The organism is Desulfosporosinus hippei DSM 8344 (assembly GCF_900100785.1).
Classification (GTDB): domain Bacteria; phylum Bacillota; class Desulfitobacteriia; order Desulfitobacteriales; family Desulfitobacteriaceae; genus Desulfosporosinus; species Desulfosporosinus hippei.
On record NZ_FNCP01000013.1, the window covers coordinates 1 to 15306 of the forward strand.

Consider the following 15306-nt stretch of genomic DNA (forward strand, 5'->3'; position numbering starts at 1 on the left):
TTGTATTATTTCAAGATGAAAGCGATCAGTTTGTGGCCAAATTCCGATCCGTTTTCCTGTCCGAAAACCGATCAGTTTATTTTACCATTCACAACTGGTGGAGGACATGACTCTACACGATATACCAAAGCAGAATTTTTAGAAAATCCCGGCCTCGTAAAACAAGCCCTGCAAGATTATTCTCGGTTTGTACTTTGTAATGATGATAATGTAAAAGGCATTAGAATTCTAATAGATAAAGAATTATTAGTTGAGCTGGAAAATAAGTTTGGAAATATTAATTATAGAACGGAAGATTTCAAAAACTATGATAAGTTATATTACATATATGTTGACTCGCCCAGCGGATATACGGATTCAGATGATGGAAAAGAAATCCTAGAGGTTTTTGATAATCCGATAGTTTATATGGGGTGCATTTTTGTTGTCAATAATAAGCTTTACTATGGAAATATGAATAACAATATTACAGGTGAGTTAGCAGACATGTTGAAAAACATCATAGGAAGTTAAAATATCTAAGGGGTTAACGTTCTGTCGGCCTCTGGATTTGAGAAGAGGATAATATGCTTGACATAGTATTCAGCGATAGTGCTTGTGGAAGTCTTAAAGTGGCACAGCACTATGGAGAGGGGAAATACCAAGGTGGGTGTATTGGAGTATTCGTTAGTCACGCGGATGGAAGCAAGCCAACCAAAGAGGAAGTTGAAGTTGCTCAACAAGAAGCAGAAGAAAAGGCACGCTTGGCGTGGGAGAGCGCTACCCCTTTGAGTGGAAATACATCAGACATCTATGGATTCAATTTGGTTCTGAGCGTTGGAGATATTTCGGAGAATCAGCCTGGTATCAAGCGGAAACAGACATTGGAACACTTATACAGCGTTTATCCGAATGACGAGGGGTGTCAGGCGGCTCAGGAAATACTTAAACGGGTAAATGAAGATCTGAAAAAAGTTCGGAAACGCGTAACATTGGGAGAATCCCTTCGAGTATGGTACAGCAATCAGCCTGATGAAATGTGTGGACTCTATTGGTTCATGGGGCAGTTGAATCAGTGGAAAGTGCATAGCAGACAGGTTTATATTGTCAAGCTCCCAGAATGGGAAGCTGACGAAAAGGGAAATATCGTGCAGAAAAGCGGCTGGGGGGAAGTTGCTCCCGGAGAATGGCATCGGTATCTTGCCTTGCAAAAGCCTGTACTACCGGTATTTGAACAAAGCTGCGCATCTCATTGGCAGGAGCTTCAAAGGGAGAACGCACCTTTGCGGGCCACGCTGAATGGACAGTTGATCAGTGCACAGGAAACCCTCTATGATGGCTTTATCCTTCGTGAAATTGCAGCAGAAGGTGAGGAATTTCAGGAAGCAATGATTATCGGGCGGGTGCTTGGTAAATATCAACTTGGAATTGGTGATTCCTGGGTCGCACTCCGTATAGAAGAAATGATCCATGCCGGAAAACTTGAAGCTGTGTCTGCGGTTGCCGAAGATATGCCAGTCTATCATCGAGTGTTGAGAAAGTGTACTTACGGATTATGAGCATACTGGACATTTGGAAAACAATAATTCAATTTCCCATTATCCATATTTAAGGAGAGAATAATTTGTCAAAATCACGGGATTTAATCTATTTAAACGCCTATCCGAATGAGGACCGTATTGTCTCATGCGGTATAGAATTCAAGGAATTCATGACAGCGTTGGAGAATCCCCTTGATAATATTTTGGTATTAGCAGGATATTTCGATGAAGGAGAATTTGATTATACTACCCGATGTAACTTTATTAGAGAAGAGATTATCCCCAATATTATAAATACTGATGTATATAAATTTGGAGATTTTTGTTGGGTCGATTTTACGGATATAGAATCACTTGGAACCCTTGAGCCCCGGGAAGTAGCAGAACTATTATATCTTGGGCACATGATGAAGCCAGTTGCATCACCATTCTTTGATAAGCTTAACAATCGTTTTTCTTACTTAGCCCATGATGATGGTTGGTTTAATACTTTTTATTCCAGGAATTTGCGTGAGTTTGAACACATTATAGGTAAAGTAATTCGTCTTAAGGTCAATAGGCGTAAAGTTGTTCCTGAAATACCTTTAGAGATTTCTAACCAATTGATTGAATATGCTCAAGATGGCTTGTTACTAGATTTTGACCATGTTATTCGTGGCAGGTCACTAGAAATTCCGATATTCAGTATTGGGAAAATGCTTAACATGGATGATATGTATAACAATCTGCAAAAACATCTGCAAAGAGCGAAGTTTGGAGCTTGTTTAGTTCTAAAGAAAAGCGGCTGGAGTATTCAACCATATTATTATCGATAAAATTCCTTGGTTTAGCCTGCATCTGGGGGCAAGCCCTTCGTATAACTGAAGATTTCGCGAAACTTCGCAAACTTCATATACAGGTCAAGCTAGTAAATGGAATTTATCACCAATTGGGACATAGCACGAAAGGTGGATAACGCGAAGTAATGGCGAATGGGTAGTTGTTATTATAGAAGTTATGTGACTAAAATGTAAGCTTTGGAGATTACGATGGCTACTAATAAAAAAGGAAGTAGAAAAATTATAGTCTGCGATACAGAGTATCGGTGGAGGGCAACAGGGAATGACGGATGGATAAGTGTTGCTATTTGGCCTGCCAATAAAGATGATGTGAGATTAACGGGTACCTTTTTCTATCATGATGAGTATGAAAATGACCACAAACGCAGTTTTAAAAAGGTTAAAGGGCAAATTATCATTACAAATAAAATAATTAGAAGAATTATTGAATCAGTGGGTGTGGAGATAATTCAAAATACGAAAGGCCAAATTAATCTTGGAAGTGTTGAAAAAATAGTTGATATTAAAGATGCCCTCAGAGAAGAAATCTAATAAGATTTGCATAGGAAGATTTGCCCCTTATTTGATCATATCAAACTTATTTGTTCCTAGATTATGACTCTTGAAACACTATTTTAAAACCAACACCATACTGCTTCGTTATTCTTAGAACTCCTAAGTTTAATACCGTAGCTTAAAAAAGAGGATGGTTAAATGAATGATGTGATAGCCGAGTTTCTTGAGGAAGAAATATCAGAACCCTATGAAATTCAACCATTAAGATTACTTGGCGGATGGACTGTAGAATTCAATAACTTCTGTGAATGTGAACCTGATAATTGCAGAAATTTTGGAGAAATTTTTGTTGAAGATTTATTGCGACTCACTAATATAAAATTTAATCTTATTCTCGATTTAGGATGGTACCCCGATGGAGATAGAAATGGTGCATATGAACTATGTTTAGTAAAAGATTATAAGTGGGAAAAGCCGTTAGAGGTTTTCGAAAGTAGAGATACTAAAGAAATAGTAGCTAAAATTGAATATTGGACTAATCATGGTTTTTACCAGAAATATCTAGGAACTTGTTAATTTATTTTTTAATGATTGGCCACCTATTGTAAATAAATGATTCTAATTATTTCGTAATTGTTACATTAATTTTTAATTACTCAACTTCACAAAATCCATATAATTTGTAAATAGCTTCACTTTGGTGAGGCTATTTTTTTGTTAGCATCATAGATCTATTGGCGTTACAATAGAACATATGTTCTTGATTAATACAAGAGTTAGGTGGTGAATTACCTGTGATTAGTCCAATCAAATGGATGGGTGGAAAATACAGATTAAGAAAGACCATCGTGAAGATGATCCCGGTGCATATATGTTATTGTTAGCCCTTTAGCGGCGCAGGATGGGTCCTCTTCGAAAAACCGCCTTCTCAAGTTGAGGTCTACAACGACATAAATTCCGAACTGGTCAACTTCTTCCGAGTCGTAAAAGAAAAGCCCGAACAATTCATTCAGGTCTTTGATTATTTGCTTATCTCAAGAGAGATCTCCAGAAATACAAGAAATTAAGTCTCGCTGGCACATCCGATGTTAACCGAGCAGTTAGATTCTATTACCTATTGCACTTTAGCATTGGAGCCTTGATGAAAGACTTTCTGATTACCCCTTTAAAGAAGCCGCCAATGGTTCTTGAGCGGGTAAGGGATAATAAACATAAGATCCGTAAGGGATAGGCTGGTTAATACAATCATCGAAAACAGGGATGTCGAAAAAAACATATCCAGTTATGACCGAAGCTCAACGTTTTTCTATTGCGATCCGCCTTATTACGGCCTAGCTGACTACAAGAGCCAAGGGAGTAAGCCATTTTCTAAGGAAGACTACGTCAGGCTAAAAGAATGCCTCTCAAAAATTCAGGGGAAGTTCTTGCTGAGTATTAATGATCATCCGGAGATTAGAGAGTTATATTCCGAGTTTAACATTAACCAGGTAGAAGTAAGATATTCAGTCTGCAGGACAAAAGTAGTAAGGCCGGGGAGTTACTCATTAGCAATTATAAAGTCGGGGTGGTTCAATGAAAATCCTAGCAGCCCCCATCGAAGCCTTGGCTTGGTTTGAGAACGGCAAACCCCACCCCTTAAGATTCAAGCTCGATGGCAAAGAACTTAAAATTAATAAAAGTAGTCACGATGACAGAAGAAAAACTTTCTGGCAACCGGATGATCCTTTTCCGCTGTCAGTCTGAAATTAACGGGGAGTTGCGGCCCTTCGAGCTTAAATATGAACTGAATACATGTAAGTGGTATCTGTGTGTGAAGATGTAAACAGGGGAGAGTTCACCAAGCTCTCCCCCTTTATCAGAAAGGAAGCGATGCCATGCCTACACCGCAATACATACTATGCCAGATCGTCCAATAAGGTTACAAGCTTCCCTATCACTTTGATGGGGGCTTTTTTATTTGCCAAAGATCAAGTATATATTAAGGCCTACTTTGCAAAAGCCAACTCGAAGCCGGTTGTGGGTTTATCTGTGATTAATCGATTTTATTATTTACTTAACTGCAACATAGAGGACATTTTAGGGCATAAAAATGACGCCCGCAATTAACCGGCGCTTTGTCACACTTTTATGGACATGGTCATATAGTGTAGTAGATCAGTTGGAAGTTTTTCCTTAGGGCAGAAACCCGGTGTGTAGGGGAGCGCGCCGGGCTTCTGCTTTTTTTGAGAGAGGACTTAATTGTTCTCCTTAGTAGAATACGAGAGATAAAAGAAAAAACCCTTGAATATCAAGGGTTTTTGCATTTTCATTATGGTGCGGTCAAGAGGACTTGAACCTCCATGCCCTTGCGAGCACTAGAACCTGAATCTAGCGCGTCTGCCAGTTCCGCCATGACCGCGTGACATTGATTATTATATGAGAAGATAAGCTGTTTGTCAATTTAATTTTTCTAAAACATTAGTCTACCCGGTATAGGGAAATCGCATTTTAATTCCCCCAAGGATCTGTGCTAGAATATACACTTATATGAAAGACTGAAAAACTCCTACATGCTAGGAGTTTTTCATATTGGCACCGTTTCCTTAGGTTGTGTTACCGTTTTCACGAGGATCAATAGATAGGAGGAAAATTAGATGAGTATGGAAGTCTTATTAGGGGCCTACCTTCTCTGGAACAGTTACGTATTTATTGCCATGGGGAGAGATAAACGGCGGGCTAAGCTGAACCGCTGGAGGATTTCTGAATCAAGTTTACTCTTAATGGGGGCAGCCCTTGGGGGAGTGGGGCTTTATGCCGGAATGAAGTATTTTCATCATAAAACAAAACATGCTAAGTTCAGAATGGGCTCGCCGCTCCTGATCTTATTCAATCTCCTCATCCTTGCTTTGTTTTACTATCTAGGGTGGTATAGGATTATCTAGCCCATATTTATCAGAATGATAAATATGACAAAGGATATTATCATTTTGAAACGAATAGTTAGGTAAGACGACAAAAAGTGAGTTCTTAAATCCTTAATAATCGTGCCGGTTTAAAAGATAATAGTTAATTGTAATAGTCATATTAACTGACATTCTGAGAAATAATACTTTTAATGGGGGTAGCTTAATGGTTGAACTTATGGCCGTTAAAGATTATGCACAACAGATTGCGGAAGCTATTGCTACTGTCGTGAAAATCGATATCGAGATAGCGGATCATAAATTAATGCGGATTGCCGGGACGGGCAGATATCAGAAGCTTGTTGGTCAATCCATGGATCGGCAAGGGTATATCTATCAGGAAGTCCTAAGAACCGGACATCAATTTGTTATTGAAACCCCGGGGATACATCCTTTGTGTGCCCCGTGCAAGGCGCGGGGGAATTGCTCTGAGAAGTACGAAGTTGTTTCTCCCATCAATGTTGATGATAAAGCTGTCGGGGCGATTGGGCTGATCTGCTTCACAGAGGCTCAAGCTAAACTCATTCAGGAGAACCAGCAGTCCTATCTGATTTTCTTAACCAAGATGGCGGAAACCATCGCGCTAAAGTTGAAAGAACAAGAGTTTTTAGCCGGGCTGGTTTCAGCGAATCACTACCTGAATTCGATTATCGACTGTTTGGAAGAAGGGCTGATAACCGTCGATCTTGAGGGGAATGTTCTCCACTATAACCAATCTGCCAAGCGCTTGTTCAGTGCTAACCTGCTCACGCCCAGGACGCACTTAAAGAGCTTATTTTCCCCACAGATAGTCTCTGACATTCTGAGAGTGGGGACTAACGTGGATGAAGTTATCGAACGAGAAGTTCAATTAGAAACCAAAAAGAATAAGGCGCAAATGATATTGAGGGCTTTGCCCATTGATAGTGCAGGTGGAGTTAAGAGCATTGGCGTAACCCTGCGGCCCTTTGATGAAATCGGACGAATTGTTCATCGCCTCTCCCTTCAAGATGCGGGCTACACTATTGAGGATATCTTAGGTGTTAGTGATACGGTGCAGCAAATTCGGGAACGAGCTAAGGTCGTGGCAGTCAGTCAATCGACAGTTTTAATTCGGGGGGAAAGCGGAACCGGCAAGGAAATGCTGGCACGCTCCATTCATAATCTAAGTGCCAGACAACAAGGTATGTTCATGGCAATTAACTGTACGGCAATCCCGGAAGCCCTTCTGGAAAGCGAACTTTTCGGGTATGAGGAAGGTGCCTTTACCGGTGCCCGTAAAGGAGGGAAGATTGGAAAGTTTGAATTAGCCAATAAAGGTACGCTTTTTCTCGATGAAATCGGGGATATGCCGTTGTTTTTGCAGGCTAAGATTCTTCGAGTGCTGCAGGAGCGTCAGATAGAGCGGATCGGTGGCATAGTGCCCATCCCTGTCGATGTTCGAGTTATCGCAGCAACCCACCGCAACCTTGAGGAAATGATGGCTAAAGGCGAGTTTCGAGAAGATCTCTACTATCGGATTAACGTAATTCCTATAGACATTAAACCTTTGCGAGAACGTAAAGAGGATATACAGATTTTATGCGAGCACTTTATTAATGGATTTAACCAACGGCTTAATAAAAACGTTCGATTTTTATCGGATAGATTCCGACAAAGGTTGGTAGAATACAGTTGGCCGGGGAATGTTCGTGAATTACAGAACATCATTGAATACGCAATGAATTTGGCCAATGATTCCACCTTAACTGAGGAACACTTGTCGCCAAGGCTTAAGAATAATCAGGCCTTGAATCTGGAAGATGAATTCAATCTGGAAAAGGTTGAGCGGGAGACTATCCTGCGTTGTTATCAGATGTTTGGCGGTGGGGTTCAAGGTAAGGAGAAAGCGGCCAAAGCTTTGGGGATTGGGATAGCCACACTCTATCGCAAGCTTGCCCGTTATAACATAGAATAAGAAATCAGCGGTAGGCCTTATCAAAATGATTGAGGCCTACCGAATTGATAATTTCTTATCATTTTGATAACAAAGGCCTCTATAGGCTGGAATGAGTTTTGAGATAAGTGTGGCCTATCAATGTGATAACTTAGTTTTAGCTGCAAAAATGGGAAAGCGGGCTATTTGCCCATTATTCGACATATTGATTAGTTGGCATGAATTTTGCACCTTTACATATGCTAAACGTTAATGGGTTCAATTAATTGGGTTCAATAATTGTTAGGGACGGGAGGAAACAAAATGGCTTATACAGTTGTAGGAAAAAGCGTTAGAAGAGTCGATGCTGTAGCCAAGGTGACAGGCAAGGCCAAATATACGGATGATTTTGCTGAACGAAATATGTTAGTTGGTAAAATTCTGCACAGTCCCTATGCGCATGCCCTTGTTAAATCAATCGATGTCAGCAAGGCCAAAGCCTTACCGGGAGTTGAGGCTGTGCTTACGTACAAAGATTTGCCGGATATTCGCTATGCTACAGCAATCCCAGGTATAATCGAGGCTATCGCCACGGATGACGTGACTGTTGCAGAGCTTAAATATGGCACGGCGGGGCATCCTTATTCCCTTGAGGAAAGTCATCGGGATAAAGAAGATCGCAATATTTTAACTCAAAAGGCTAGATTTGTAGGAGACAATATTGCAGCGGTGGTTGCCACTGACGAATTGACTGCCTCAAAGGCTTTGAAGTTAATTGAAGTGGAATACGAGCTGCTGGAAGTTTTAACAAGTACTGATGCGGCCCTTAAAGAAGGAGCGCCCCTCATTCATGACGATTGTGAGGGTAACATTCTCTCAGCCAAGGGCTATGAAATAGGAAATCTTGAAGAAGCTTTACAGGAATCGGATCATGTCATTGAAGGTGAATATGAGACGAGCATTGTTCAGCATTGCCATTTAGAAAATCAAGTATCTCATGCTTATGTTGATTCGGATCGAAGAATTGTCATCATGACCTCGACCCAGATTCCCCATATTGTGCGCCGGATTGTCGCTCAATCCCTGGGGATCTCCTGGGGTCGGGTGCGGGTGATCAAGCCTTATATAGGAGGCGGGTTCGGTAATAAGCAGGATGTCTGTATTGAGCCGCTAAATGCTGCCATGAGCTTGGCGGTTGGTGGTCGACCGGTAAGGCTCGAACTATCCCGTGAAGAGTCGATGATTGATACTCGTACTCGTCATGCTTTTAAATTTAAAATCCGGACAGGGATTAACAATGACGGAAAAATCAATGGTATTCATATATCCGCCGTCTCTAACACTGGGGCCTATGCATCCCACGGACATTCCATTGCCAGCAGCGGGGGAGGAAAGTTCCGTTATCTCTACCCGACCAAGGCCTTAAAATATGATCCGATAACCGTGTACACTAACCTGCCGGTGGCTGGGGCAATGCGTGGGTATGGTACTCCTCAGATCTTCTTTGCCTTTGAATCCCACATCGAGGATATTGCCAAACAGCTTAACCTGGATCCCATCGAGATTCGGAAGAAAAATGTCGTCAAGGAAGGTCATGTCGACCCGCTAAGTAAAAACACAATCCGAAGCTGCAGTATCCGTGAGTGTATTGATAAAGGCAGAGAGTTAATCAAGTGGGATGCTAAGAAAGCCTTGTATAAGGATCAAACCGGAGATATCCGTCGAGGGTTGGGTATGGCTTGCTTTAGCTATGCTTCAGGAACCTATCCTGTAGCCTTAGAACTGGCAGGTGCTCGAATTGTAATGAATCAAGATGGTTCAGTTCAGCTTCAGCTGGGTGCTACTGAAATTGGTCAAGGAAGCGACACGGTCTTTGCTCAAATGGTGGCTGAGGTCCTGGGAATTCCTATGTATATGGTACATGTGATAAGTACCCAAGATACGGATATTACCCCCTTTGATACTGGGTCCTATGCCTCTCGACAAACTTATGTCTCAGGGATGGCTGTGGAAAAAGCAGCCTTAGAGGTGAAAACGAAAGTTCTTGCTTTCGCCAGCAGCATGACAGATGTACCTGCTCATCTGTTAGACCTTAAGGAGCAAGCCGTTGTCTTTAAAGATTCGGGAGAAAAGGTCCTTGGGCTGGAAGTGGTTGCGATGCAATCCTATTATGACAGAGTTAATGCTCAGCCCATAACCAGTGATGTCTCCAATAATGCTCGCATTAACGCTATCCCTTTTGGGGTTACTTTTGCCGAAGTAGAAGTGGATATGAAGACCGGAAAAATTAAGATTTTAGAAATCTACAATGTCCATGACTCAGGTAAGATTGTCAATCCTCTTTTGGCAGAGGGGCAAGTCCATGGCGGAGTCAGCATGGCCATCGGTTATGCATTGTCAGAGCAATTGCTCTTTGATGAGAAGACGGGTAAACCTCTTAATAATAATTTGTTGGATTATAAACTTCCCACCATCATGGATACTCCAGATATTGGCGCGGCCTTTGTTGAGAAAGAGGATCCTACCGGACCCTTTGGGGTCAAATCCTTAGGAGAACCTCCCATCGTTTCTCCGGCTCCGGCCATCCGTAATGCGGTACTGGATGCCACTGAGGTTGCTTTCAATCGGATACCCATGAATCCACAACGTGTCTTTGAAAAGTTTAAAGAAAAGGGATTAATCTAGTAAGGCGGTGATGAGATGTACGATATTAAAGGATACTACGATGCTGAAACTGTGAGCGAAGCAACTGCCTTGCTTGCGGAAAACCCTAATCTAAAAATAATTGCCGGCGGTACTGACGTGCTCATCAAAATGCACGGAGGGCAACTGGAAGAAGCTGAGCTCCTGAGTTTGCGTAAGATTAAATCCTTGGAAAAAATTGATTTAGCAGATGATGGGACGATTGTTATCGGTGCTATGGCAACCTTTTCGATGGTTTTTCATAACCCCATCCTGAAGGATTTAATTCCGATTTTGACAGAAGCAGCCATCTCTATGGGAGGGCCGCAAATCAGAAACATTGCGACCATCGGCGGAAATGTGTGTAATGGTGCCACATCTGCTGACAGCGCCTCCTCCTTGTTCGCTCTCAACGCTCAGCTGAAATTGGAAAGTAAAAATGGGGAACGGGTTGTTCCAATCCGGGAGTTTTATCTGGGACCTGGTAAGGTTGCCATTAATCCCGGGGAAATTCTGACAGAGGTGCGCATAGATCCCGAAGACTACAAGGGCTTTGCCGGGCATTATATCAAGTTTGCCATGCGTGAAGCCATGGACATCGCCACCCTGGGAGTAGCTGTTGTTTGTAAAGTGCAAGGCGGAAATTTCGAAGAGGTCAGAATTGGCCTGGGCGTCGCCGGCCCCACACCTTTGAGATGTCTTGAAGCGGAAGAGTATGCCAAGGGTAAGAAAATTTCCTCGGCTACCCTGGCGGAGATCGGGAAGCTGGCGGTCAAATCCGCAAAGGCGCGAACTTCATGGCGGGCTTCCAAAGAATATCGGGAACATTTAGTGGAAGAGCTCACTCAAAGAGCTTTGAAGACGGCAGTTGTCAGTGCAGGAGGTGCGGAAGTTGTATAAACGAATTGCCTTTACCGTGAATGGAAAAGCATATGATTTTGAAGTTGATGTGCGAGAGTCCTTGCTGGATGTCTTAAGAAGCCATTTAGGTTTCACCGGTGCCAAGCAAGGGTGCGGGGTAGGAGAATGTGGTGCCTGCAGTGTCCTTATCGATGGTGTTCCTACGGATACTTGCATTTACCTAGCAGTTTGGGCTGATGGCAAGGAGATTCGAACCATCGAGGGTGTGGCGGAAAAGAATGGCGAGCTTTCCGAGGTGCAAAAAGCCTTCGTTGACGAAGGTGCTGTACAATGCGGGTTCTGTACTCCCGGACTGGTATTAACCACCACTGCCTTAAAAGAGAGCGGAAAAGATTACACCCGGGAAGAGTTAAAGCGAGAGCTTTCAGGGCATTTGTGCCGCTGTACTGGGTATCAGAACATTTTAAAAGCAGCTGAAAAGTCTTTAGAGGGGCATGTTTGCACTTGCGTTGACAGCCCTCATTATAAAGGGGAATAACAGATTTCTGCCGAGGAAGTCTTGGCTTCCTTGGCAGGTTTAAATTATATTAAAGAGAATTGAGGCTTGGTAAATAATGATGAGTGATAAAATGATCCCGATTCCCTTCCCGAAGCTCGTGAATTGGATGCTGGAGGAGTACAAGCGATCTCATACTATCTTTGGGGTTTCTGACGTTAAGTTTTTCCAAAAGAAAAACGATAACCAAATTGGGCTTTTTGGAGAGACCATGGACACTCCCGTGGGCCCGGCAGCCGGTCCCCATACCCAGCTGGCTCAAAATATTATTGCTTCCTATCTGAGTGGAAGTCGTTTCTTTGAATTAAAATCAGTTCAAATCATGGACGAATTAGAGATTCCTAAGCCTTGTATTTTGGCGGAAGATGAGTGCTATAACACTGAGTGGTCAACAGAACTCCCGATCATGGGTGCTTTTGATGAGTACGTAAAAGCTTGGTTTGCCCTCCATATTCTCCAAAAAGAGTTGTTTGGGCAAAGTGACCGACGTTTTATGTTTAATATGAGCGTGGGCTATGACCTGAAAGGTATTCAATCTCCCAAAGTTGATGAATTCATTGAAGGGCTTAAGGATGCTTCAAATACTGAGATTTTTAAGGCGTGCCAGGCTTCTCTGCTTGAAAATGTTAATCAATTTAAATCTGTTGATCAAGCTTTTGTTGAGGGAATCTCTCCGACTATTTGTACCTCTATCACCTTGTCAACCATGCACGGTTGTCCCCCGGCAGAGATTGAGGCTATTATCAAATACCTGATCAGTGAAAAGAAACTGCACACCTTTGTCAAGATGAATCCAACACTATTAGGCTATGAATATGTCAGAAATACCTTCGACAAAATGGGCTATAAGTATATTCAGCTTAAAGAAGAGTCTTTCACTCATGACCTTCAGTTCAATGATGGTGTGGAGATGCTGAAGCGTCTTAAAGTCTTCGCTAAAGAAAATCAAAAAGACTTTGGTGTCAAAATGTCTAACACCTTGCCTGTGAAGATTGGCAGATCTGAGCTCCCCGGCGAAGAAATGTACATGTCCGGTCGAGCCCTTTATCCCTTAACCATTAATCTGGCCTATAAATTAGCCTCGGAATTTGACGGGGATCTGAATATCTCTTATTCCGGCGGAGCGGATGCCTTTAATATTGACCGGATTTTTGAAACCGGAATCCAGCCCATTACTGTTGCCACTACCTTGCTGAAGCCCGGGGCCTATCTGCGCTTTAAGCAAATGGCGGATATCTTAGATCCACTCATGGGCAAAAAGGCTTCCGGCAAACTTGATATTGAGAAACTAAAAGCCTTGGCGGAAAGTGCTTTTGCTGATGCTAATCATATTAAGGAAAAGGGAGATCTAATCAATCGTAAGACTGAGCTTAAGCTGCCTGTTCTGGATTGCTTTATCGCACCTTGTACCGTGGGATGTCCGATTGAACAGGATGTGCCGGAATATCTCCGTTTGGTGGGAGAAGGCCGCTTTGAGGAAGCCTTTGATGTAATTGTTGCCAAGAATCCATTCCCCTTCATCACAGGTACAATTTGTACTCATAACTGTATGACTAAGTGTACCCGGTTGGATTATGACGAATCTGTTCATATCCGCGGCCAGAAATTAGTTGCAGCGGAAAAAGGCTATGATGCTTATATGCAAAAGCTTCCGACTCTTAAACCTGAGTCAACGGCTAAAGTGGCGGTAATAGGAGCGGGCCCATCCGGACTAGCTGCTGCTTACTTCCTGGCTAAAGGTGGCCTGGAGGTTACGGTCTTTGACAAGCGGGCGAAGGCTGGCGGTACTGTTGAATATGTAATCCCGGATTTTAGAATTTCCAGAGAAGCTATTGATAAGGATATTAAGCTCATTGAAAAAATAGGTGTAAAGTTCGAGTTCGGCATTGATCCTAACTTTTCTGTTGCGGATTACAAAGCTAAAGGTTTTCAGTATGTTTATCTGGCTATTGGGGCGGGAAAAACCAACAATCTGGAAATCGACGGAGATCAAGAGCGGATAATGGGTGCAATTCCTTTCTTAGAAGCTTTTAATGCCGATAAAGATGCTCTGAATTTAGGGAAGAACGTTGCTGTTGTCGGCGGTGGGAACTCTGCTATGGACGCGGCCAGAGCTGCTCTCAGAGTCAAGGGCGTGGAGAATGTCTATATCGTTTATCGCAGAACCAAAGATTACATGCCGGCTGATCATGAAGAATTAATTTATGCCGAGGAAGATGGCGTAATCTTCAAAGAACTCCTGGCCCCTGTTTCCCTAAGCGGTGGAGTCTTCAAATGTCAGAAGATGGAGCTGGGTCAAGCGGATACATCCGGGCGTAGAAAGCCGGTAGCCATAGCAGGTGCTTATGAAGAATTGGCGGTAGATACTGTGTTATCAGCCATTGGTGAACTGATCGATTATGATCTACTGAAACAAAACGGTATTACGATTGGGGAAAAGGGTCAGATCTCCGTTAATGAAGACACCCTTGAAACCAACGTGGAAAATGTCTACATCGGTGGGGATGCTCTCGCCGGGCCTTGGACGGTAGTCGGTGCTGCCAAGCATGGTACTGTTGCGGCCAAAGCAATTCTGGAAAAAGAGCAGCGTGTCTTCAAGCAGGAGTATGTGAATCGGATTTCCTTTGATAATGAAAAACAGTTGCTGGAGATTGCTGAAAAGAAAGGCGTTATGAAACCTGTTGCCGATCACGAACTAGAGTCAGAACGCTGTTTAGAGTGCAACAAGGTATGTAATATCTGCGCGGAGGTTTGCCCGAACCGTGCCAACCTTATGATTCCGGTCAATGGCAAGGGTTTGACCAATCTGAATCAGATTTTACACGTAGATGGCATGTGTAACGTTTGCGGTAACTGCGGAACCTTCTGTCCCTATTCCAGTGAGCCTTACAAGGTTAAATTGACTTTATTCTGGACGGAAAAAGATTTTATGGATAGTCCTAATGTGGGCTTCTACTTCTTGGATAACGGCTCGAATGGTGAGTTTATGCTGCGTTTTGAGGAGCAGATAACTAAGGTGAAGTTCGATCAAGCAGGCAATACAGATGTGAAAATTGACGATAAGATTGCAGCTTTTATTTGGACCATTTATAAAGACTATGAACACCTGTATAAAGTTTTGAACTAATGCACATATTGAGAGAGGTCGCATTTTCAAAAAAATGAGGCCTCTCTAGACTCCAAGAACCCTAGAGAATCGCAACTTCGTTTCAGTAGCAAAATTTAATTTTCTTATGATCGTATTGCTAGGCCGAATTGTCATTATCAATACGGTAGCATTCCTATCAAAATGATAGGGTTACATAAGTGCCTGAATAGAGTGACCTGGAGGCCAGTGAGGCAGGAAATAATTCTGAGTTTATCAATAGGGCGTTATCAAAACGATAAGTTTTATTGAGAATTCAGTAGAAAAAGGTCGTGTCTTAGGCACCTTTAGTTCAATCTGTCGAGTTGGCACGAATATTGCTACTGAAACAAAGCATGGGAGCAAATAGTCCTAACCAGGATCCTTGACCCA

The 15306-nt window shown here is 42.6% G+C and carries 12 protein-coding genes, 1 tRNA gene and 2 pseudogenes; 14 read left to right on the forward strand and 1 reads right to left on the reverse strand.

Annotated features, from left to right (window positions below; all coding sequences use genetic code 11):
* From BLS16_RS23610 to BLS16_RS12160, 8 genes and pseudogenes are all read left to right on the forward strand, one after another.
* Positions 1–513, forward strand: a pseudogene (locus BLS16_RS23610) (hypothetical protein); the annotation flags it as partial.
* A gap of 53 nt (positions 514–566) precedes the next feature.
* A complete protein-coding gene (locus tag BLS16_RS12135; RefSeq protein ID WP_092333569.1) occupies positions 567–1538 on the forward strand; it encodes a DUF3658 domain-containing protein in 972 nt (323 codons plus the stop codon).
* Between the two features lie 65 nt (positions 1539–1603).
* A complete protein-coding gene (locus BLS16_RS12140; protein WP_092333571.1) occupies positions 1604–2335 on the forward strand; it encodes a hypothetical protein in 732 nt (243 codons plus the stop codon).
* A gap of 213 nt (positions 2336–2548) precedes the next feature.
* On the forward strand, positions 2549–2890 hold the full coding sequence (locus BLS16_RS12145) for a hypothetical protein (protein ID WP_092333573.1): 342 nt from the start codon (positions 2549–2551) through the stop codon (positions 2888–2890).
* Positions 2891–3052: 162 nt separating this feature from the next.
* Positions 3053–3430, forward strand: a complete 378-nt coding sequence (locus BLS16_RS12150) for a hypothetical protein (protein WP_092333575.1) — start codon at positions 3053–3055, stop codon at positions 3428–3430.
* A 368-nt stretch (positions 3431–3798) separates the two neighbouring features.
* A pseudogene (locus BLS16_RS24255) lies at positions 3799–3921 on the forward strand (hypothetical protein); the annotation flags it as partial.
* A gap of 180 nt (positions 3922–4101) precedes the next feature.
* Positions 4102–4470 carry a DNA adenine methylase gene (locus BLS16_RS24260; RefSeq protein ID WP_242876277.1) on the forward strand — a complete coding sequence of 123 codons (369 nt, stop codon included), beginning with the start codon at positions 4102–4104 and terminating at the stop codon, positions 4468–4470.
* The gene (locus tag BLS16_RS12160; protein WP_345788527.1) at positions 4427–4597 is read left to right on the forward strand and encodes a hypothetical protein; all 171 of its coding nucleotides are present in this window, start codon (positions 4427–4429) and stop codon (positions 4595–4597) included. Before BLS16_RS24260 ends, BLS16_RS12160 begins: the two co-directional genes overlap by 44 nt.
* A gap of 568 nt (positions 4598–5165) precedes the next feature.
* Here the strand turns inward: BLS16_RS12160 and BLS16_RS12170 are convergent.
* Positions 5166–5252, reverse strand: a tRNA-Leu gene (locus BLS16_RS12170).
* A gap of 235 nt (positions 5253–5487) precedes the next feature.
* Here BLS16_RS12170 and BLS16_RS12175 point away from each other — a divergent pair.
* From BLS16_RS12175 to ygfK, 6 genes are all read left to right on the forward strand, one after another.
* Entirely contained in the window at positions 5488–5775 is a 288-nt protein-coding gene (locus BLS16_RS12175; protein ID WP_092333579.1) for a DUF1294 domain-containing protein, read from the forward strand.
* Between the two features lie 187 nt (positions 5776–5962).
* Entirely contained in the window at positions 5963–7732 is a 1770-nt protein-coding gene (locus BLS16_RS12180; protein ID WP_092333581.1) for a sigma-54 interaction domain-containing protein, read from the forward strand.
* A gap of 282 nt (positions 7733–8014) precedes the next feature.
* Positions 8015–10375 carry a xanthine dehydrogenase molybdenum-binding subunit XdhA gene (gene xdhA / locus BLS16_RS12185; RefSeq protein WP_092333583.1) on the forward strand — a complete coding sequence of 787 codons (2361 nt, stop codon included), beginning with the start codon at positions 8015–8017 and terminating at the stop codon, positions 10373–10375.
* Positions 10376–10390: 15 nt separating this feature from the next.
* Positions 10391–11272 (forward strand): xanthine dehydrogenase FAD-binding subunit XdhB, encoded by an 882-nt coding sequence (xdhB, locus tag BLS16_RS12190; protein ID WP_092333585.1) that lies wholly within the window; start codon positions 10391–10393, stop codon positions 11270–11272.
* On the forward strand, positions 11265–11771 hold the full coding sequence (gene xdhC / locus BLS16_RS12195; protein ID WP_092333587.1) for a xanthine dehydrogenase subunit XdhC: 507 nt from the start codon (positions 11265–11267) through the stop codon (positions 11769–11771). Before xdhB ends, xdhC begins: the two co-directional genes overlap by 8 nt.
* Before the next feature lie 76 nt (positions 11772–11847).
* Positions 11848–14916, forward strand: a complete 3069-nt coding sequence (gene ygfK, locus BLS16_RS12200) for a putative selenate reductase subunit YgfK (RefSeq protein WP_092333589.1) — start codon at positions 11848–11850, stop codon at positions 14914–14916.
* Positions 14917–15306: the final 390 nt, after the last annotated feature.